An 18,951-nucleotide genomic window follows, 5' to 3' on the forward strand; every position below is an offset into this window, starting at 1 on the left:
ACACATTGAATACTTGACCAGAAAGACAACGAATTCAGGTGAAGCGAACAATAGAAAATCTGAATGGTTATACAAAAAGGATTAAAAACATTGAGCACCCTACAGAGTTTCATTTGAACTCATCTCATTGCCCATTTTGCGAAAGTGAGAATAGAAGCATAGTACCAGAGGTAAATAAATTATCTGAAGCAATTTCATGGCTTAATGAAGAGCTTCGTAGTTCACCATACACTAAAGATTCATTAGAGGAAAATGATTACAAGTTAAAGGATAAAATAAATGATAGTGTGAGGATAATAAAAGAAATTGAATCTAGAATACTACAAATAAATAAACAAGAAGAGTTGCTCAAGAAAAAAAACTCGGCAATAGATATTATTTATGAAGCAAAAATGAGAATTGTAATACATGTAGAGAGTATAGCAAAAAATGAAGTAACAGAATTGGAAAAAGAAAAAGAAAGCCTAGAAATGAATTTAAAAGAAATTGAATTAAAAATAAGAAAACTAGGTATAGAAAATAAACTAGGCCGAATTGAGGAATATCTAATTAAGTCCATAAATGAAATTGGAAGCAGACTGGATTTTGAAAGCACCTATAACCCTATTAACCTAAAATTCTCACTTGAATCTTTCGATTTCTGGTATGAATCACAAGATGAGAAGAAAATATTCTTACGCTCAATGGGTAGCGGAGCAAACTGGCTTTATTGTCATTTATCTTTATTCTTAGGCTTCCAAAAGCTTTTTTGTAAACTTAATGATAGATGTAAAATACCACCAATATTATTCTTAGACCAACCGAGTCAAGTTTATTTCCCTAATGTCGACAACTCAGTTAAAGGTTTTGAACCTAAGGATCTTATTAGTGATAAAGAAAGGTCCGCTGATGAAAATTCGATAAATCACGATATTAGTGCAGTACAAAATTTTTTCAATGTGATTGTTGATTTTTGTAATGAAACCCTAAAAGAAACAGAGGTGCTCCCACAAATAATTATATCAGATCATGTTGATCATTTGCTGCTTGAGGGTGATGACAGTTTTGAAAGTTTCGTAAGGGCACGATGGAGAACCCGAGGTTTTATCTATCCTCATGAGTAAATTGCTAGAATATAAATATGCATGTGGATAATCCACATGCATATTTAAAGTATTTCATCAAATGTCACCCACAAAAACCACCTAATGATTTACTTGATTTTTATAATCATGAGCTAACGAAACCAAGTCTAAATTAGAGTATCTATTAGATGTTTGTACAGGATGAGTTGAATATACATAGTTAATGAAATCATTAAAATACATTGTACTTGTCTTTGTAATAACAAGTTGAAGTATTTGTTTGTCTCTAGGTGTTAAATTAGAATCAAGAAAATCACCATCATAACCAATTATACTTTTTTCGGTGCCATACATAGTTGATGTTCTATCAATATTAAACTTTGGATTAAATTTTATAGAATCGATTACATCATCAACATATGGGCCATAATGATTAAACAACCAGTTAATATTAGTTAATTGTTTATTATCAGCTAGTGCACTAAACCAGTCAGCGAGATAAACAAGCTTGGTTAATCTTGCTTTTGATAAATCTTCTTTGTATGGGTAATTTACACATAAATATGCAATTATACTATGTAATTTATCCATGATTATCTCCTGATTTTACCTTGGTTAATTCTGCTAATGCGATAGCATCATTGTCATTAGCCGCACTGCTTTGCTTTAGACTCAAAGCCTTATCATAAATTATACTATCTTTTACGAAACTGCACAAATGACTCTGAAAATCATCACAATACTTTATTATTTTACTAATGCTCTCAGCTGTTAATGTATCAGTTTTAAGGCTTTCAAATAGAATAACTCCAATATTTTCATCTGCATCTGTAATTGACAGGCCGAGGTACCTGCAGCTCTTCATATTAATTTTATTTAATGATTCCTCACTATAACCATATTCCTTTTCCATATACTCATAATACTGGTTTGGATTACCAATGTCATATGTAGGACTTCCCCCTTCCCAATGTTCATTATATCGCCAAGCGTGGCTTAATACACCTCGATCCAATGGGAAATTACGCTTGTGAATCTTGCATAATTCTGGGTTAAGAGAATAGCGACTAAGGATACTGAACTCTTTATCTAGTGCAAAGTAAATTGAAATTCTATCGTAAGTCGACAAACCTGTTTGTTTACATATTCCCTTAAGCCATGTTTTTATTTGTTTTAGATGAACATTATAAATTTCTTGTTTTAATCCTTCACAAGCTTCTTGACTTTCATTTATTGTCTTCCTTAATGATATTAATTCTTGATTATCAATTTTCAACTGCTTGTTAGCATTAGTTAGTTCTTTCTTATCAACATGGTTACCCATTTCAGAAAATATAAATAAAACAGCACTAATAACTATCCCAATATATGGGTTAGTAAGTATAAATGCAATGAGACTAGCAGCATCTTTAACGTTACTCCAAGCAGTTGCAGTTGTGTAATTCCCAACAAATGCACAAGAAATGGATAGTATTAAAATGCTGGCTGGGGATAAAAATGGGATGTTAAATTTTTTAATAAATTCTATCATACCTACAAATGCCAGTTAGATTCGGATAAAAATATTATGCATCAAATTAAATATTTTTCAAGATAATATTATACCCCCCGCTTAAAAGAACGCATGAATGTAAAAACTATGGGAGCAATGCCCCCATGTGAATTAATCATTACTATATCTGGCAGCCCCACAGTCTTTTATATAGCTATATAGTTTTTTATATAATTCCCCATAACTCAAACCAACAATGCTACCGTCAAAAACAGCAAGAACTTTAATATCCTCATAAGGCTGGTTCCTCGAAATTCGCCTACGAACCACCTCTGCCTTCTTTACCCAGCTCTCAATCATTTTTTGATTGTAAAGCTCATTTCTGCCTTCAATTAAGGTAAGGTTATTGGCATTCAAATCGTTTAAGAACGCATTCTCTTCACTATCTCTATGGCTTCGACATTGTTTGTATAGCTCTTTAAAGTCATAATCCATGCGCTCTTCATATATTTCATTCAAATCTACTAACTGATAGTCAGGCTTGAATGAAGTAATATCAAAATCTACAACCACTTTAACATTAGCCTCATTATTATACGCATTGATATATTCATTTAACTCGTCAGTGTACTTCACATTATTATCATTAGTTTCTTTTAGATGAGTTATATAATCTTCTTTTGAGTTTAATGAACGCCAACCTTTTTCATTACGCACTTGAAGAAATCTAACTAAAGGACTATCTACATAATCAAATTCGTTTTCCAACCATAGTATAGGCATGGCGACAAATTTATCCTTGTTAAAATGCTCAAAAGCTAAAATATCTGGTTGATTAAATATCATTTTAAACCCCCTTTAAAAACCCAACGAAAATCAAATTTATTACTTTATTTTATGATAAAAAAAACAATAAGTCGACTATTTTATGTATAGTCAACTCGACAATTGTCCTTATGAATATCATCAACATTAACGCTTTGGGTAACGCTACGCCTCAATATAGGAAAAGGGAATTTTAAAGCGATAAAAATAGTGCACTAGCTGATATAACCTTAATAGAAATATTTTATTGATACATCGAACTGATAAGCTACCCAAGTTTATGTACAACTACAACCTTTTCCTGAATAGCATAACCATTGTAACCGTCTCATGTAGAGCTAGAACAAATCTCAGACAGGTCATTGTAAAATCTGATAACGACCGAAATTTATGTGAGCCTTGATCACCACTGGAAATCGGGAATTTACAATAATTATTTTTACATATGAAACAACATTGTGATGTTGTTAGTGCTTAACACAGCGCTCGCTCTTAATTTGATTGGGAATGTGATTTGGCGCGCATTATGCCATAACGGCGGTCAGAGATCGCGGGGATTTTTGGTTGATATTTGAGCACAGGTCAACATTATCCGGCATGCGAGCAATAACCACACAAAATATAATGTCATAATTAACCACCCATTAAGTTTATCTTGCTAGCGGTTTAATTAGCGAATAATCCCTCTGCACAACTCAGTACATTTCCAGCTCCAACTCATGCAATATTTTAATAAACGCTTGCGATGCGGCGCTGCGATAGCCTTCTTGGCGTTGCAGCACCACGGCATGGCGTTCAGGCATCGGCACTGACAGCTCAACGGGGAGCAGCAACGGGTTATTCCGGGCGATAGCCTGCGGCAGGATGGTGGCCAACTGACCATGGCGCACAATCTCAACGATGGCATTAATCGCGTTAGCCTCCATTGCAACCTGGGGATGAATGGCGTGCTGCTGGCAATATTCATCCACGTAATGACGCGTGGCAAAGTCGCCATTGAGTAACACTAACGGTAGCTGTTGCACCTCCGATAAGCCCAAGGCAACGTGGCGATGGGCAAGATGATGCTCCTTCCCCACCATCAGTTGCAACCGCTCCGTAAACAGCCTGGTAGCGGTGATATCCGCAGAATGCACCGGCTCGAAGGCAATGCCGAGATCCAGTTGATCGTCACACAATAATGCCTCCATTTTATCCTGCGTCATCTCCCGGATATTCAGCGTAATGCCGGGATAGCGTCGGAAGAAACCGTCCACCAGCGGGCCGATCAGATAGGAGGTAAAAGTCGGCGTCATCGCCAACCGCAGATTACCGCGTGCCAACGTCGCCACATCCTGGATCGCCTGTTTGCCAGCATCCAGATCCTGTAGCGCCAGCCGGGCATAGCGCATCCAGGCCTGCCCCGCATCGGTGAGTTGCACCCTGCGCCCGGAGCGGTCGAATAATGCCACCTGCAACGTCTCTTCCAACTGTTTGATCTGTTGTGACAAGGTTGGCTGAGAAACGTGCAACACCTCCGCCGCCCGGGTGAAGTTCCCCTGCTCTGCCACCGCCAGAAAGTAACGAATATGCCGCAGTAACATAATGCCTCAACTATTAGTTATACCTATTGAGACGATTATAAATGAGTCTTGGAACCTATAGCTAGAACAGTCCATTCTTGGCTCCATTGAAAGCAAGCAACACATTGATGGAGTCACCATGCAAGAGGTTATTGACGGTTTTCTGAAGTTCCAGCGCGAGGCTTTTGTCGAGCGCACAGAGCTGTTCAAACGTCTGGCGACCAGCCAGAACCCACGCACCCTGTTTATCTCCTGTTCCGACAGCCGATTGGTGCCGGAGCTGATCACCCAACGCGAACCGGGCGATCTGTTTGTCATTCGCAACGCAGGCAATATTGTGCCTTCTTTCGGGCCAGAGCCCGGCGGCGTTTCGGCCTCAGTGGAATATGCCGTTGCCGCGCTGGGCGTAGAGGACATCGTGATTTGCGGCCATTCCGATTGCGGTGCCATGACCGCCATCGCCACCTGCCAATGCCTGGATCATATGCCAACCGTGGCCCACTGGTTGCGCTATGCCGATGCCGCCAAGGCGGTCAATCAGGCCAATGAACATGCCAACGAGCATGAGCGCATCAACTCGATGGTGCGTGAAAATGTCATCGCACAACTGACCAACCTGAAAACTCACCCTTCGGTCGCGCTAGCGCTCGATCGAGGCAATCTGCGACTGCATGGCTGGATCTACGATATTGCCACCGGCTGTATTGACGCATTAGATGGCAACACCCGCCGTTTCGTCCCGCTGGCCAGCAATCCGTGCGTCACCGCCAGCCCTGCCAATCAACGTTTCTAATCTACCCAAATCGATAGGAGTCAACATGACACAATCACTGCATAGTGCTTCAGCACGCCAAAGCCTGACCGACATCATCATGGATGCCAAAGTCCGTAAAGGCCTGACCTTTGAGGCGATCAATCAAGGCACCGGTTTAAGTCTGGCGTTTGTTACCGCTGCTCTGCTTGGTCAGCATCCGTTGCCGGAACAGGCCGCCCGCGTGGTAGCCGCTAAACTGGAACTGGATGAAGACGCCGTGCGCCTGCTGCAAACCATCCCGGTGCGTGGCAGCATCCCCGGCGGTGTGCCGACCGACCCGACCATTTACCGTTTTTACGAGATGGTACAGATCTACGGCTCAACCCTGCGGGCGCTGGTGCATGAGCAATTTGGCGACGGGGTGATCAGCGCGATCAACTTCAAGCTGGATATCAAAAAAGTCCAGGATCCCGACGGCGGCGAGCGCGCGGTGATCACGCTCGACGGCAAGTATCTGCCGACCAAGCCGTTCTGATCATTAAATTTAAACGGGCGCAGCATGCAGCGCCCCTACGTAGCCAGTCTCAGCCGTGAACATTGCGGCTGTCTGCCGGAGCCTGCTCGCGCGGTTCCAGCCCATAATCCCGCACCACCTCGGCCACCCGCAGCCGGTAATATTCCAGCACCTCATGCCTGCCACGCGCCTGTGCCTGACGGTGTTGCTCCAGGTTACGCCACTGCTGTACCGCCGCCTCGTCACGCCAGAAAGACAGCGAGAGCAATTTGTCCGGTTCGCTCAGGCTCTGGAAACGCTCAATGGAGATAAAGCCGTCAATCTCCGCCAGCAACGGTTTCAGCTCCGCCGCCAGTTCAAGATAGGTTTCCCGCTGCCCAGCGGCAGCCCGTAGTTCAAAAATCACCGCGATCATCAGCGTTCTCCTGTACAGAATAAAATTCAGCTACCCGTGCATTTTGCGAAACGCGCCAGCGATAATGGCTCAACCATTCGGGCTTGATATGAAGTACGGACATGGCCGCCAAGGCAATGATCCGCGCCCAACGTTCTCCCGGGCATCGATGGGCCCCATGACCAAAGGCAAAACTTTCCTCTGGCGTTTTCAGGTGCACCAACACACTTTGGCCCTTCACTAACGGCTGTCCTTCCAGCCGGGTATCTTGTAACGCAAACCGCCGGGTAGTATGGATCGGCGGAGATTGTTGCAACACCACCAGGATCAACTCTTCTGCTGACTGTTGGCGTTCGTTTGCCAACAATTGCATTTGGCCGATTAATCCGGCAGTGCCTTCGCAGGCCTGAAACAACAGTCCAATGGCATTGGCTATCGCCAGAGAACGATCGCCAACTTGTTGGCACAGCTGTACAAACAATGGGCCATCCGCTTGCTGCATGCGGAGATGCAATTTTCCTGCGGCAACGGCCCCCGCAGCCATTTGCTCTGTGCTGCCGCCGGGAGCAATACAACGCACAAAGGCTAAAACCTCATCCACCAAGGTCGCTCGATCCCGATGGGCTACGCCCAGCAATTCCGCCAGTACGCAGATCGGCAAAGCATAGTTGAACCGCGTGAGTTGCTCTGCCGTTGTCAAACTGCCCGCCAAGCGCTGGGCCACATCAACCGCCGTTTGGCGTATCTCGTCATCGTCGTGCCAAGCCAGAGCCGCCTCGATCGCAAGCTTTAATTCACTCTGCCGAACACCATCATTCATACGTACCAGTGAGGCGAAGATCGATTGAGCCGGCGTCCCGAGCAATGCCCTGGGAACCGGCTCATCTGTAGGACGAACACCGAAGTGGGGATGACTTAAGGCTTCGCGCACCGCTTGCCGCGATGCAGCAGAAAAGGGGCAGGTCGTCATTAGTGGTTTCCTTCACACAACACAGGGGAGCGCCATTGTCGGGTTAGACCAGCGGCAATACTTCGGTTATGCTCGAAGTATGAATGACAATACGCTTGAAGACCGCCTGGCCGCACTGACGGCCGCCATCGCCGATCGCACCCGAGCACGCATGCTATGCCTGCTGATGGATGGGCGCGCCTACACCGCCACCGAGCTTAGTGCGGCGGTGGACGTCGCGGCCTCTACCGCCAGCAGCCATCTGGCACGTTTGCAGGAACAGAACCTGATCGGCTGTGTCAAACAGGGACGTAACCGTTTTTACCGTCTGGCGGGCAAACCGGTGGCCGATATGCTGGAAACTCTGATGGCGCTGGCCGGGGTAGAACGCCCAAAGGTCAAAAGCAGCACTCCGGCTTCATTGCGTTATGCCCGTACCTGCTATGACCACATGGCGGGCGAGATCGCCGTTCAGCTACATAATCAACTGCTGACACGAGCCTGGCTTATCGGTGATAACGACTATCAGCTCAGTGAAGCTGGGCAGGCAGCGTTGACACGGTTGGGCATCGACTGCTCCCCAGCCCCGACCCGGCGGCGCTTTGCCTGCGATTGCCTGGACTGGAGCGAACGTAAGGCTCACCTCGGTGGCGCATTGGGCGCCGCCATGTTGCTCGCCTTCGAAAAGCGCGGCTGGGTTCGGCGTCAACTGGACAGCCGCGAACTGCAACTGACCGCTGCGGGTAGAAAAGCGCTAAACGCACATTTTGGTCTATCGCTTTAACTCCATTGCACGCTAGCTTAGCTGCCATACTCAATGGGTTTTCCTGTTGATGAACCCGTAAAATCCGAGGAATGATCATGTCCGACATTAACCAATTCCCGATCGCCCAACGTTGGCCAGCCAAACATCCAGAGCGGTTGCAGCTCTACTCCCTCCCAACCCCAAACGGGGTGAAGGTCTCCATTATGCTCGAAGAGATCGGCCTGCCTTACGAGGCACATCTGATCGACATCGGCAACAACGAAACCTGGACGCCAGAGTTCCTGTCACTCAACCCTAACGGCAAAATTCCGGCCATCCTCGATCCTGCAGGCCCAGACGGTAAACCGCTGGCGCTGTTCGAATCCGGCGCCATCTTGCTGTATCTGGCAGAGAAATGCGGGCAGTTTTTACCTAAGGATGCCGCCCTGCGTTATGAAACCATCCAATGGGTGTTTTTCCAAATGGCTGCCGTCGGCCCGATGTTCGGCCAGTTAGGTTTCTTCCATAAATTCGCCGGACGCGAATATGAAGACAAACGCCCGCTGGAGCGCTACCAGAAAGAGTCCAAACGGCTGCTTGGCGTGCTGGAAGAACGGCTGCAAGGGCGTGATTGGATCATGGGCACGGAATACACCATTGCCGATATCTCTCTGCTTGGTTGGGTGCGCAACCTGATCGGATTTTATGAAGCCCGCGATCTGGTGGAGTTCGACAGTTTCCCGCTCGTTGGCCAATGGCTGGAACGTGGGTTGGCACGGCCTGCCGTACAGCGCGGCGTCAATATTCCTGCTCGCCAAGCCTGATAACCTATTGGGGTAGTCAGGAAAGGCTATCCCTTTTTCTCGTCATAAAACTGTCACTTTCCTGCTCTACTCTCCCTTGTAACAAAATAATGCCAACCGTATTTTTGTATTACGACAAGGAGCCCTACCCATGCAGCAGTCCGTTTCCCTGATCGCCGGTGCCGTATTATCCGCCCTGTTATGTTCCAGTGCCCTGGCTGACACCCATCAACTCGACACCCGCGCGGCACGTGGCGATATTACCGAACCCGGTGGGGCACGCCGTTTGGCAGGCGATCAAACCGCCGCGCTGCAAGCATCACTGTCGAATAAAACCGCCAAAAACGTGATCCTGCTGATCGGCGACGGCATGGGCGATTCGGAAATCACCGGCGCACGTAACTATGCCGAAGGCGCAGGCGGCTACTTCAAAGGGATCGATGCCCTGCCGCTGACCGGCCAATACACTCACTACTCGCTGGATAAGAAAGGCCATAAGCCGGACTATGTCACCGACTCCGCAGCCTCCGCCACCGCTTGGGCTACCGGCGTCAAAACTTATAACGGCGCGTTGGGCGTAGATGTCAACGGCAAAGATCAACCGACGATCCTGGAACTGGCCAAGGCCGCAGGAAAAGCCACCGGCAACGTCTCGACGGCGGAGCTGCAAGATGCCACACCGGCCGCATTGGTTTCGCACGTCACCTCGCGCAAATGCTATGGCCCAGAGGAAACTACCGAACAATGTGCCGGTAACGCGCTGGAAAACGGCGGGCACGGTTCCATCACCGAGCAGTTGATTAAAACCCGTGCCGACGTCACTCTGGGCGGTGGAGCAAAATCCTTCGCCCAGATGGCGAAAAGCGGTGAATGGCAGGGAAAAACGCTGCAAGCACAGGCCGCCGCATTGGGTTACCAGTTGGTGAGCGATGCAGAAAGCCTGAACGCAATTAACCTCGCCAATCAGCAAAAACCGCTGCTGGGCCTGTTTGCGCCAGGGAATATGCCGGTACGCTGGAAAGGGCCGAAAGCCTCCTACCACGGTAATATCGATCAGCCTGCCGTGACCTGCGAAAATAACCCAGAGCGCAGTGCCAGTGTACCGACGCTGGCGGCAATGACCGAAAAGGCCATCGATCTGCTGAAGAGCAACCCGAACGGCTTCTTCTTACAGGTGGAAGGCGCATCGATCGACAAGCAGGATCATGATGCCAATCCATGCGGCCAGTTTGGCGAAACGGTCGATCTGGATGAAGCGGTACAAAAAGCGCTGGAGTTCGCCCGCGCCGACGGTAATACCCTGGTGATCGTCACCGCCGACCACGCCCACTCCAGCCAGATTATTGCCGCCAAGGCCAAAGCTCCAGGGTTGACACAAGCGTTAACCACCAAAGACGGCGCGGTGATGACCATCAGCTACGGCAACTCGGAGGAAGGTTCACAGGGCCATACCGGCACCCAGTTGCGCGTGGCCGCTTATGGCCCGCATGCTGCCAACGTGGTGGGGCTGACCGATCAGACCGACCTGTTCTTCACCATGCGCGATGCCATGAATATCAAATAATTAAGATAGGCGTGTTCCCCTCACCCTAACCCTCTCCCACAGGGAGAGGGGACCGAATGTGCTCCCTGTTAACTCCTGCATCTGACCGTAGCTCCGGATCAACCCCCTCTCCCTCAAACAAGTATTCAGGTTGCCCCAGTCCGTACAGTTGGAGAGGGCCGGGGTGAGGGGCATTCCCCCATTCCCGCCAAATTAGCTAAAACCCTACCCGTGGTGGAGCATTTTTCGCCACCTCTATTATCCAAGTTTGGGCTTGCGTAACCGCCAATGCACGCCTATTATCAAAGAATAAACTTGGATTATTAAGCCTCATTTTGATTGTGACCCGAATGTCGTCGCTGCAGGAGAATTAAAACCCATGGATCGCGCCAATATCATTCACGACTTGCTGAACTGGATCGAAACCCACCTGGATCAACCGCTGCTGCTGGATAACGTGGCGGCAAAATCTGGCTACTCCAAATGGCATCTGCAACGGATGTTCCGTAGCACTACCGGCCATGCGCTAGGCAGCTATATCCGCGAACGCCGTTTGTCGAAGGCCGCACAGGCACTGCGCGCCACGCCTCGCCCCATTCTGGATATCGCCCTGCAATTTCATTTTGATTCCCAGCCCTCATTTTCCCGGGCATTCAAAAAACAGTTTGGCGAAACGCCGGCCGTCTATCGCCGCACACCGCAGCAGGATGAAGTTGCTCTGCCCGCAGAGCACAGCTATCGGCATAGCTCACCGAGCCTGCATTCACTGTACAACCGCCAATGCGTAGACGAAGGCTGCACCAACTGGGTCGGCCAACGTTAATCGCAAAAAGGCCAACGGATTACTCCATTGGCCTTTCAGGATGGTAAATGGGCGCGGCGTGCAGCGCCCTTACGTAGTGAATCTGGTGATGTCTTATCAGTTATATTCGAGGGTAAAGGTGGCAATCGATTTGATGGTGCCGCCCTTCATTTTCGCTGCGGTTTGATAGTAACGCGCCTTGAGCGGCAAGGTGATGGTATTGGTCTGGTTGGCAATGGTGTGCCCGGCATATACCGCTGTGCCGCTATCGATTGGCGTTGAGTTGTTGCCGGTCAACAGTTGGACGGCAACACCGCTGGCCGTATTGCTATCCTGCACTGGCTTGAGCACGCCCGGCGCATTCGAAGTATCGCGAGTGTAGTCAAAACGCACGTTCACCAGACCTTCCCCCGTGCCACCAGGCAACAGCTCCGTCCCTGTACCACCAACACAGTTGATGTTAATCGAGAAATCCTGCTCAGCAGCGGTAGTACCTACACCTTTAAAAGCAGCGGTCGCTACCGTGCTCAGGTTGATCACCTTGTTTTTGGAACCCGCGTCCACCGAACAGGACGAGGTAACAATGGTGATACTGTTCGCCAGTACGTGGGAAATCAGGATCGGTTTTGAAGGACCTGTGCCATCCGCATAGTAGGAAGAATACTGTCCCGGGGCTAATGAACCGGTACCGGTATTCTGGGCAATTTTGATCACTTCAACCACAAAATACCCTTCGGCCAGATACACCCCGCCGGTACGGTAGATCTCATGCGGATAATAAGCCCCTTCCTGCGTCCCGATCTGGCGATAGAGCCGCAACCCCACACCCGGCACGTTGGTGGTCCAGATTTTGTCACTGACAGAACTAGGGCCACCTTGCAAAATACGACCATACAAGGTGCTGTTACCACTGCAGGAAATATTGTTGTCGCGACGAATATCAAACTTGCCGGTGGCCAGAATATCCCCAACCTTGGTCGTCGGGGTAATCAATACCCTACCGACATTCATAATGATGTCCTGCGGGTTATTGGAGTTCACGCGACATTGGGCATAAGCCGTCTGCCCCGCCGACATCAGTAACAACAACAGCATGGCTTGTTTAGGGCGCTGACGCATGGCGGTAAATTTCTGGATAATGTTCATCATTTGCAGCTCGCCTCGATAATTTCGTATTCAGTGCTGTTGTGTGTTTTGGCTTGATAGTTCACGGCACACTGTTGTGTCGGCTGAGTGCCCCATTTGACCAACAGCAGCCCTTGTAACGCTTCGGTACGCAGATAAATGCGGCTACCCTGACCGACGATACCGATCACCTGGTTGCGGGTATCCAACACTTCCGCACCAAACGGTAACGCCGTACCATTCGGCCCCAGAGCATGAATAATCAGTGCCTGGCCTTTGACGGTTTTAAACTCCAGTTTGGCAATCGCACCGGCATAAGGCGCTACCTGTTGGCTGCTGCTTTCCAGCTCGACATCACGTGACATGCCGTTGGGATCCAGCGTGACGTTGGTCATACGATATGGAGCAACATAAGGCACCACCGCATAGCCGTTATCATCGATCCGCACCCCAGGGGAGTTGGTAACGATAGCGCCGGCAGCATCCGGCGCTTCGATTAGCACCATGGTTTGGCCACGCTGAGGCGTCATGGTCACGCCGCCGCCATGTGCCACCACGCTACCGGAAGCCCCGATAGACGACTGGCGGAAATCGCGGCCATAGCTGTAAGAACCGTTCATGGTGGCGAAACGACTGCGATATTCCCCGCTCACGCTGGTATTGGTGCCGCCGTTCTGGTCATTCGCCAGGGTGGCGCTGTAGCTGATGTTGTTATCCATACCGGTGGAGCCGTTAATCCCGATGCGGCTGCTGTCATAACCCTGGTCGTTATAGGCCAGTGCGCTGTTCAGGCTGATATTTTGTGAACCCACATTGAACGGAATGGAGAAGTTCAGGAAATAACGGGTTTCATCGTGGTTATAGGTATCGGTGGTACGCATGGCGGACAAACCGTAGGTCACGCGGCCAAAGAAGTTGTTGTAACCCACCTGATACTGCTTGGAGCTACCGCTGCGGTTCCAGTAATCGCGCACTGAACCGGTGATATACAGCGATCCCATATTGCTGCCCAACCCCTGGTTCAGCGTCAGCTGATATTCATTGCGTTGGCGGTTAATCGCATCGGCACTCAAACCCCGGCTCTCGTTATCACGGGCATACACCGCATCACGCAGTGACAGGTAGCCGGAAGTCGAGTAGCGGTAGGCCGCAATGGTGAAGTTGGTGTTGGTTTCCGACATCAGCTTGCTATAGCTGATTTTGTAGCTCTGGCCAGACATATCCCCCTGTTTCAGGCGGGTATTGGCCTGAGTCACGTCGACGGCAAAGGCTCCCAGCGGCGTAGCAACCGCACTGCCCAGCAGCACCGCGCTGTAACCGTCGCTGACGGTGGCCCCGGTATAGCCGGTAACAATATTGGTAAACCCGCGCTGATAATTCGCCTGGAACATCTCGGGCTTATTATGTAAATTATCATCGCGAACTTGGCCAGCGGTTAGCGCATAGCGCTGGATCCCCGGACGTAACATCTGTGCTACCGAAGCATAGGGAACGCTGAACTGGCGCACGGAGCCATCGGCCTCATTGACCGTAACGTCCAGATCGCCGCCGTAGCCGGTAGGGAACAGATCGTTAATCACGAACTCGCCCGGCGCTACCGTCGTTTGATAGATCAACTGGTTGTTCTGGCGAATCTCCACCAGGGCGTTGCTTTGTGCCACACCGCGCACCACCGGCGCATAGCCGTTGAGGGAGTCTGGCAACATGCGATCGTCGGTACTCAGTTGCGCACCGCGAAAACCGATCGAATCGAAGAAATCACCGCTGGTAAACGCATCCCCCAAGGTCAACATACCGCGCACACCCGGAAGGGCGCGCTGTGCATAGGTGGCCGTGTTCTGCCAATGGGTGCTTTCCTGGCTACGCCAGTTTACGTTCGAGTCATGGTGCAACTGCCAGCCAGCAATGTTCAGCCCGGCGTTCATCGTCAGATAAGCGTTGGTAGAATCCGCGTTACCGCCGGTATTGGAGCTGTGCGAGTTAAAGGCGTTGAAGTTATAGGACAGAAAACCGGCCGTGATGCCACGATCCCAGAATTTAGGATCGACATAACCGCGCGCGGTACGGCGCAGTGCCGCCTGTGGAACGCTGACATCCATACGCAAGGTGCTGGTATTGAGGCGGTAAGACGCTTCCGGCACCCATTCCCCCAGCGGCTTGCAACTGTTGGTCGTCACCGTCGGATCGCTGCCCATCGCGGCAGTATCGACACCAAATTCCTCCAGAGACAACAGGCTAAAGCAGGTATCGGCACTGTCCTTTCCTGGCACACTCTTGAATTCGATGTTCTTTTTGCCTTTCCATTCCCCGTTGACGTAAACATCCAGAGAATATTTCCCCGCCAATACCGGGTTGCCGTCACGAAAACGTGAGAGATCGACGCCCTGTGCCTGACCCACCAGGAAATTACTGTTGAAGGTAGCCTCGACCGGTGCAGCGGTCTGTTTGGGATCGTTTTGCGCCGCTGCCTGGGAAAATACCGGGGTGGCCAGGCAAAGGGCGCTGCCGGTCAACAACAGGATGGATCTGTAATTGAAAAGTGCCGACTTTACGGCGGCAGAGATAGGTAACTCATTCATATCCATGCATTCCTTTACCAAATTAAGCGTCCCCCGTCGGCTGACGTTACATCACGGCTGGGGCTTTCCAGGCGTTACTTTTGCTGATTTTTACTGCGTTTAACCCGGCCACCAAAGTCATTGATGGTGGTGTACTCGATATCAGCAATGCGTGAACTGTCGCCGGAAAAGGCCAGCGTTTTTTCCTGGCCTGGAGCCAGCATGTCGCCATGTGGCGCCAGCGGGACTTTCTTGCTGTTGGCAACGGCATTGATTTCGGTGAAAGAGACATAAAACGGCGTTGGGTTTTTCACTTTTACGCCGCCCGCCACGAAGCTCCACTGCAGTTTTTCTGGCGCGTCATTGGCTACGCCACTCAGGCCTTCCGGGCGATAGAACAATTTCACACGGGTTCGGAAAGCGACCTGCAGGAAGTTTTCTGGTGTGGTGTCGGCTGCCGCTCCGGTCGGTGCAGGGGGAATTTCCAGCACGTTCAACCAGAACAGAGATTCTTTGTCTTGCGTCAACGCCGTGGTAGTCAACGAAACGCGCAGCGCTTGGCCGCCGTTGGGTTCAATACGGCTGATCGGAGGTGAAATAATAAAGGGAGCCTTGCTGTTTTCTGGCGTTGTTTCCGCGTTGCCTTCATCGATCCAGGCTTGGATCAGCGCCGGGGAAGTCCCATTATTGGATAACTGGACGGTCACTTCCCGCTGTTTGGCCGGATAAATAACGCGTGTACCGTTAACAATAACGCTGGAAAAAGCGCTGCTGCTGAAAAGCACGGCCATCAGCAATACGCTGTATTTCTTAAACGATGTTTTCATTTTAATATCACTACTATAGAAATACAGCGGGGGAAGAATTTCCACCCGCCAGAATATTTACCCGATACTTTTCATTCCTTGAATGTGAACGTTGGGGCGAAGTTATTCACCCCAATAAATCACAGGAAGGATACAACGTGGTAACTTGAAAAGTGATGAGTAATAACTTATTGGTAGATGATGGTGTATTGAACGTTAGAGGTCACATCACCTGCGCCCGCTGCTGCGGTGGCGAAATATTCTGCGTAGTAGTTCAGGTCAGCTGAGTCACCATCATTAGCAACGGTAACCCACTGGGAGTTAGTCTGTGCGCCGTTGTTGGTGGCAGCCAGAATTGGCAGGAACTGGTTGTTGCTACCCAGCAGCTGGATTTGCACGTTGGTTGCCGCATTGGTTTGCGTTTGGTTATTCAAACGACCGCTTTTGAAATCAACGGTTGAACCTGGTTCGAAATAGGTCGCTACCTGGCCTTGAGAGCATTTGGTCAGGTTAATCGCGAATGGAGTACGGCCCGCAGTTGCACTGACTGCATTCAGGGTAGAAGAAGATACGGTTGGCAGAGTAACGGTAAAATCTTTACCACCTGGGGTGCTGATAGTACAAGTCTGGTCGGTCACTTTACCGTTGAAAGTAATAGTACCATCGGCAGCCTGTGCTGAAAGTGAAGGAATGGCGGTGGCGCATACAGTCAGTGCTAATACAGCAGACAGCTTAGAGATTTTCATATTTTTGACTCTCGGTGAATTAATACAGCCGTTAAGTACATTCAACGATGCTACTCCCTGTCAGGAATGAAGCCCGATGAATCCATTGCCCGGCGAAATATAGACCAAGAGTATTCTTATTGGTAAATCGTTTAAAACATTCATAACGCCTCTCATGATAGGAAAAAACTATCAACAAATACCTATCGATCGATATTGACGATTTAGGTGGTTCGTAATAATCTTCATCCGTCAAGATGAACGGTCAAAAAATTCAAAAAACCAGCGAAAACCCAGAATATAACTCTGTTTTGGCGCCTACCGCTCCGTTTAGCGCAACCGTGTTCCCTCTGAAATTTCAACCTTTTAGAGGAATTTACCGCCAGATAGGATGATTCTTTCTTTAATAAGATTATTACCAATAAACACTCCATTATTTCTTTGTTTATTGTTTAAAATCATACAGATAAATTTCAATCAAAGGATTGAGAAATGCGCAGCTCTTTTAACGACATCAATAACGGCATTAATTATGTTTTCCAGCCGATGTTTGCCAAATCGGGACAACTGCTGGCCGTTGAATGTTTATCACGTTTCTCTTTCGACAGCGAGTTTGCGCATTTCTCCCCAGAACAATTCTTTCAGCAAGCCGACGGGGAAACCCGCATCGAGATCTTGTTTCAACAGATTGAACTGATAGCAAAATACCGCGACTGGTTCCAACAACACCAGATCATTGCCACCATCAATGTCGACGATCATTCACTGCAAGCACTGGCAAGCGGTGTGCTGGCCGATAAAATTCGTGCGATAAATTGCCTGCACTTCGAAATCAACGAAAACGCCAGCAGGCTGGTTAAAAATCGCGTCCATAACGACCCTTCCCTGAATAATTATTCATTTTGGCTCGATGATTTTGGTTCTGGTTATGCCGGGTTTTCCGCCTTGTATAACAGCCGTTTCCGCTTCGTTAAACTCGATCGACAGCTGCTATGGGACTTTATGAAAAAGCCCGGCGGTGAAGGGTTGATGCGCGCCCTGCTGCGATTTTTTCACCTGAATCATTACCGGGTGATTATCGAAGGGGTAGAAACGCATGAGCAAAAAAGATGGCTAGATGAAATGCCCTATTATGCATTGCAGGGGAAATTGTGGCAGGAATCCAACATCAAAGATTTAAATCAGCTGCTTGCTGCTGAATACTTTTAACTCATTACGGGTATTTCCCTTTATGTCTAAAAACAATGTCCTGGTGATCAGTGAGTGCAAGTACAGCTATGTCGGGCTTTCGATGCTGTTGAAAAAGCATTATGGCAAGTACGACATCAAGCTGTTTTCAGACTTTGTGCACGGTGGCGCGAAAGCAGAGAAAATTATCAAGCATGATATCGCGCTGATTTTCACCTCGCAAAACCTGGAACAAAGCGTCAACGTGATCGAAAGCCTGGTGTCTTTGCACCAGCAGTACATGAGCACTATGCGTATTCTGGTGTTTTATGATGACGAGCGCGTAGCCAAACTGTTGGGGATCCTGGGTATCTCGGTTGAACTGGTTTCGACACGGACTCCGCTGCATTTACTCGAGGATAAAATTGTCAACCTGCTGGCCAGCGAGGAGTCGGGACAGTTGAAAGTGCAGAAAACTCGTGAGCTCAGCCCGGCGGAAAGCGATGTGATCTTCAACCTGCTACGCGGTGATAGCCTATTGCATATTGCGGCCAAGCGCGGCACGCATCCGAAAACCATTTTTTCTCAGAAATACAGCGCGCTAAAGAAATTACGTTTGCGCAGTATGAGCACCATTTTCGTTGCCAGCCATTGAGTAAAGGGGCGAGTTCAATGATAGAATTCGCCCCTTGCTGGTATGTCGCCATGCCATTCCCCGGTTATTTATACAAATCTGCCGTGCCGTAAACGTGGTTATTCACAGTCACCGACGTAATATGGTAGGAACTGGCCCCTTTCTGCTGCGCATCTGCGGCAATCATCTGCTCAAAACCGCTTAATGTTGTCGCCTGGCTGGAAACCACCGCAATTTTTTGTAGCCCCTGCGCTTCGTTAGAGCTTACTGGTGTGGCGGCCATGACGCTACTGCTGGTGGCGATCAGAGCCAAAACCAAAATAATGTTTTTCATGATCAAATCCTCTCACTCGCTAAGTCATATCCGGCGGCAATCACCGCCGGAGGTTGTGGCATCTTTACTGGCTCATGGCATCCTTCTTCATGCTGTCTTTAGCCATTGAGTCTTTCTTCATCCCATCATGCTTCATGTAGTGGTCAACTAATACT

General features: G+C 49.0%; 20 protein-coding genes. 9 read left to right on the forward strand and 11 right to left on the reverse strand.

Annotated features, from left to right (window positions below; all coding sequences use genetic code 11):
• Positions 1–38 precede the first annotated feature (38 nt).
• On the forward strand, positions 39–1,103 hold the full coding sequence (locus U869_RS0116830) for a DUF3732 domain-containing protein (protein ID WP_025123255.1): 1,065 nt from the start codon (positions 39–41) through the stop codon (positions 1,101–1,103).
• A gap of 81 nt (positions 1,104–1,184) precedes the next feature.
• Here U869_RS0116830 and U869_RS30850 read toward each other — a convergent pair whose 3' ends face one another.
• From U869_RS30850 to cynR, 4 genes are all read right to left on the reverse strand, one after another.
• Entirely contained in the window at positions 1,185–1,655 is a 471-nt protein-coding gene (locus U869_RS30850) for a Panacea domain-containing protein (protein ID WP_071998250.1), read from the reverse strand.
• Positions 1,648–2,595 (reverse strand): hypothetical protein, encoded by a 948-nt coding sequence (locus tag U869_RS0116835; protein ID WP_025123256.1) that lies wholly within the window; start codon positions 2,593–2,595, stop codon positions 1,648–1,650. Before U869_RS0116835 ends, U869_RS30850 begins: the two co-directional genes overlap by 8 nt.
• A gap of 132 nt (positions 2,596–2,727) precedes the next feature.
• A complete protein-coding gene (locus tag U869_RS0116840; protein WP_025123257.1) occupies positions 2,728–3,402 on the reverse strand; it encodes a hypothetical protein in 675 nt (224 codons plus the stop codon).
• Between the two features lie 674 nt (positions 3,403–4,076).
• A complete protein-coding gene (cynR, locus tag U869_RS0116845; protein WP_025123258.1) occupies positions 4,077–4,964 on the reverse strand; it encodes a transcriptional regulator CynR in 888 nt (295 codons plus the stop codon).
• A 118-nt stretch (positions 4,965–5,082) separates the two neighbouring features.
• Here cynR and U869_RS0116850 point away from each other — a divergent pair, with 118 nt between their 5' ends.
• Both U869_RS0116850 and cynS read left to right on the forward strand, forming a co-directional pair.
• Positions 5,083–5,736, forward strand: a complete 654-nt coding sequence (locus tag U869_RS0116850; RefSeq protein WP_025123259.1) for a carbonic anhydrase — start codon at positions 5,083–5,085, stop codon at positions 5,734–5,736.
• A gap of 25 nt (positions 5,737–5,761) precedes the next feature.
• The gene (cynS, locus tag U869_RS0116855; protein ID WP_025123260.1) at positions 5,762–6,232 is read left to right on the forward strand and encodes a cyanase; all 471 of its coding nucleotides are present in this window, start codon (positions 5,762–5,764) and stop codon (positions 6,230–6,232) included.
• 49 nt (positions 6,233–6,281) lie between these two features.
• Here cynS and U869_RS0116860 read toward each other — a convergent pair whose 3' ends face one another.
• Both U869_RS0116860 and U869_RS0116865 read right to left on the reverse strand, forming a co-directional pair.
• Positions 6,282–6,626, reverse strand: coding sequence for an antibiotic biosynthesis monooxygenase (locus U869_RS0116860; RefSeq protein ID WP_025123261.1), 345 nt, complete (start codon positions 6,624–6,626; stop codon positions 6,282–6,284).
• The gene (locus tag U869_RS0116865; protein ID WP_025123262.1) at positions 6,607–7,575 is read right to left on the reverse strand and encodes a hypothetical protein; all 969 of its coding nucleotides are present in this window, start codon (positions 7,573–7,575) and stop codon (positions 6,607–6,609) included. The genes U869_RS0116860 and U869_RS0116865 overlap by 20 nt, the downstream gene beginning before the upstream one ends.
• Positions 7,576–7,654: 79 nt before the next feature.
• Between U869_RS0116865 and U869_RS0116870 the strand changes: the two genes are divergently transcribed.
• The 4 genes from U869_RS0116870 (at position 7,655) to U869_RS0116885 (ending at position 11,468) form a co-directional block, all read left to right on the forward strand.
• Positions 7,655–8,338 (forward strand): helix-turn-helix transcriptional regulator, encoded by a 684-nt coding sequence (locus U869_RS0116870; RefSeq protein WP_025123263.1) that lies wholly within the window; start codon positions 7,655–7,657, stop codon positions 8,336–8,338.
• A gap of 77 nt (positions 8,339–8,415) precedes the next feature.
• Complete coding sequence (locus U869_RS0116875; protein ID WP_025123264.1) at positions 8,416–9,123, forward strand: glutathione S-transferase N-terminal domain-containing protein; 708 nt, start codon at positions 8,416–8,418, stop codon at positions 9,121–9,123.
• A gap of 130 nt (positions 9,124–9,253) precedes the next feature.
• Positions 9,254–10,666: an alkaline phosphatase gene (gene phoA, locus U869_RS0116880; RefSeq protein ID WP_025123265.1), complete on the forward strand. Its 1,413-nt coding sequence runs from the start codon at positions 9,254–9,256 to the stop codon at positions 10,664–10,666.
• 358 nt (positions 10,667–11,024) lie between these two features.
• The gene (locus tag U869_RS0116885; protein ID WP_025123266.1) at positions 11,025–11,468 is read left to right on the forward strand and encodes a helix-turn-helix domain-containing protein; all 444 of its coding nucleotides are present in this window, start codon (positions 11,025–11,027) and stop codon (positions 11,466–11,468) included.
• Between the two features lie 96 nt (positions 11,469–11,564).
• Here the strand turns inward: U869_RS0116885 and U869_RS0116890 are convergent, their stop codons facing one another.
• From U869_RS0116890 to U869_RS0116905, 4 genes are all read right to left on the reverse strand, one after another.
• Positions 11,565–12,596 carry a fimbrial protein gene (locus tag U869_RS0116890; protein WP_025123267.1) on the reverse strand — a complete coding sequence of 344 codons (1,032 nt, stop codon included), beginning with the start codon at positions 12,594–12,596 and terminating at the stop codon, positions 11,565–11,567.
• The gene (locus U869_RS0116895; RefSeq protein ID WP_025123268.1) at positions 12,593–15,151 is read right to left on the reverse strand and encodes a fimbria/pilus outer membrane usher protein; all 2,559 of its coding nucleotides are present in this window, start codon (positions 15,149–15,151) and stop codon (positions 12,593–12,595) included. The genes U869_RS0116890 and U869_RS0116895 overlap by 4 nt, the downstream gene beginning before the upstream one ends.
• A gap of 74 nt (positions 15,152–15,225) precedes the next feature.
• Positions 15,226–15,957, reverse strand: a complete 732-nt coding sequence (locus U869_RS0116900; protein ID WP_025123269.1) for a molecular chaperone — start codon at positions 15,955–15,957, stop codon at positions 15,226–15,228.
• Between the two features lie 167 nt (positions 15,958–16,124).
• Complete coding sequence (locus U869_RS0116905) at positions 16,125–16,682, reverse strand: fimbrial protein (protein WP_029988317.1); 558 nt, start codon at positions 16,680–16,682, stop codon at positions 16,125–16,127.
• A gap of 471 nt (positions 16,683–17,153) precedes the next feature.
• Here U869_RS0116905 and U869_RS0116910 point away from each other — a divergent pair, with 471 nt between their 5' ends.
• The gene (locus U869_RS0116910) at positions 17,154–17,870 is read left to right on the forward strand and encodes an EAL domain-containing protein (RefSeq protein WP_025123271.1); all 717 of its coding nucleotides are present in this window, start codon (positions 17,154–17,156) and stop codon (positions 17,868–17,870) included.
• Positions 17,871–17,892: 22 nt separating this feature from the next.
• Complete coding sequence (locus U869_RS0116915; RefSeq protein WP_025123272.1) at positions 17,893–18,483, forward strand: LuxR family transcriptional regulator; 591 nt, start codon at positions 17,893–17,895, stop codon at positions 18,481–18,483.
• Between the two features lie 64 nt (positions 18,484–18,547).
• Here U869_RS0116915 and U869_RS0116920 read toward each other — a convergent pair whose 3' ends face one another.
• Positions 18,548–18,796 carry a YdgH/BhsA/McbA-like domain containing protein gene (locus U869_RS0116920; protein ID WP_025123273.1) on the reverse strand — a complete coding sequence of 83 codons (249 nt, stop codon included), beginning with the start codon at positions 18,794–18,796 and terminating at the stop codon, positions 18,548–18,550.
• Positions 18,797–18,951 lie beyond the last annotated feature (155 nt).

This window comes from Serratia sp. H1w (assembly GCF_000633355.1).
Lineage (GTDB): Bacteria > Pseudomonadota > Gammaproteobacteria > Enterobacterales > Enterobacteriaceae > Chania.

Bases quoted from the DNA above. Each gene is read 5' to 3' on its own strand.
- U869_RS30850 (WP_071998250.1), bottom strand. From the start codon at position 1,655: ATGGATAAATTACATAGTATAATTGCATATTTATGTGTAAATTACCCA.
- U869_RS0116835 (WP_025123256.1), bottom strand. From the start codon at position 2,595: ATGATAGAATTTATTAAAAAATTTAACATCCCATTTTTATCCCCAGCC.
- U869_RS0116840 (WP_025123257.1), bottom strand. From the start codon at position 3,402: ATGATATTTAATCAACCAGATATTTTAGCTTTTGAGCATTTTAACAAG.
- cynR (WP_025123258.1), bottom strand. From the start codon at position 4,964: ATGTTACTGCGGCATATTCGTTACTTTCTGGCGGTGGCAGAGCAGGGG.
- U869_RS0116850 (WP_025123259.1), top strand. From the start codon at position 5,083: ATGCAAGAGGTTATTGACGGTTTTCTGAAGTTCCAGCGCGAGGCTTTT.
- cynS (WP_025123260.1), top strand. From the start codon at position 5,762: ATGACACAATCACTGCATAGTGCTTCAGCACGCCAAAGCCTGACCGAC.
- U869_RS0116860 (WP_025123261.1), bottom strand. From the start codon at position 6,626: ATGATCGCGGTGATTTTTGAACTACGGGCTGCCGCTGGGCAGCGGGAA.
- U869_RS0116865 (WP_025123262.1), bottom strand. From the start codon at position 7,575: ATGACGACCTGCCCCTTTTCTGCTGCATCGCGGCAAGCGGTGCGCGAA.
- U869_RS0116870 (WP_025123263.1), top strand. From the start codon at position 7,655: ATGAATGACAATACGCTTGAAGACCGCCTGGCCGCACTGACGGCCGCC.
- U869_RS0116875 (WP_025123264.1), top strand. From the start codon at position 8,416: ATGTCCGACATTAACCAATTCCCGATCGCCCAACGTTGGCCAGCCAAA.
- phoA (WP_025123265.1), top strand. From the start codon at position 9,254: ATGCAGCAGTCCGTTTCCCTGATCGCCGGTGCCGTATTATCCGCCCTG.
- U869_RS0116885 (WP_025123266.1), top strand. From the start codon at position 11,025: ATGGATCGCGCCAATATCATTCACGACTTGCTGAACTGGATCGAAACC.
- U869_RS0116890 (WP_025123267.1), bottom strand. From the start codon at position 12,596: ATGATGAACATTATCCAGAAATTTACCGCCATGCGTCAGCGCCCTAAA.
- U869_RS0116895 (WP_025123268.1), bottom strand. From the start codon at position 15,151: ATGAATGAGTTACCTATCTCTGCCGCCGTAAAGTCGGCACTTTTCAAT.
- U869_RS0116900 (WP_025123269.1), bottom strand. From the start codon at position 15,957: ATGAAAACATCGTTTAAGAAATACAGCGTATTGCTGATGGCCGTGCTT.
- U869_RS0116905 (WP_029988317.1), bottom strand. From the start codon at position 16,682: ATGAAAATCTCTAAGCTGTCTGCTGTATTAGCACTGACTGTATGCGCC.
- U869_RS0116910 (WP_025123271.1), top strand. From the start codon at position 17,154: ATGCGCAGCTCTTTTAACGACATCAATAACGGCATTAATTATGTTTTC.
- U869_RS0116915 (WP_025123272.1), top strand. From the start codon at position 17,893: ATGTCTAAAAACAATGTCCTGGTGATCAGTGAGTGCAAGTACAGCTAT.
- U869_RS0116920 (WP_025123273.1), bottom strand. From the start codon at position 18,796: ATGAAAAACATTATTTTGGTTTTGGCTCTGATCGCCACCAGCAGTAGC.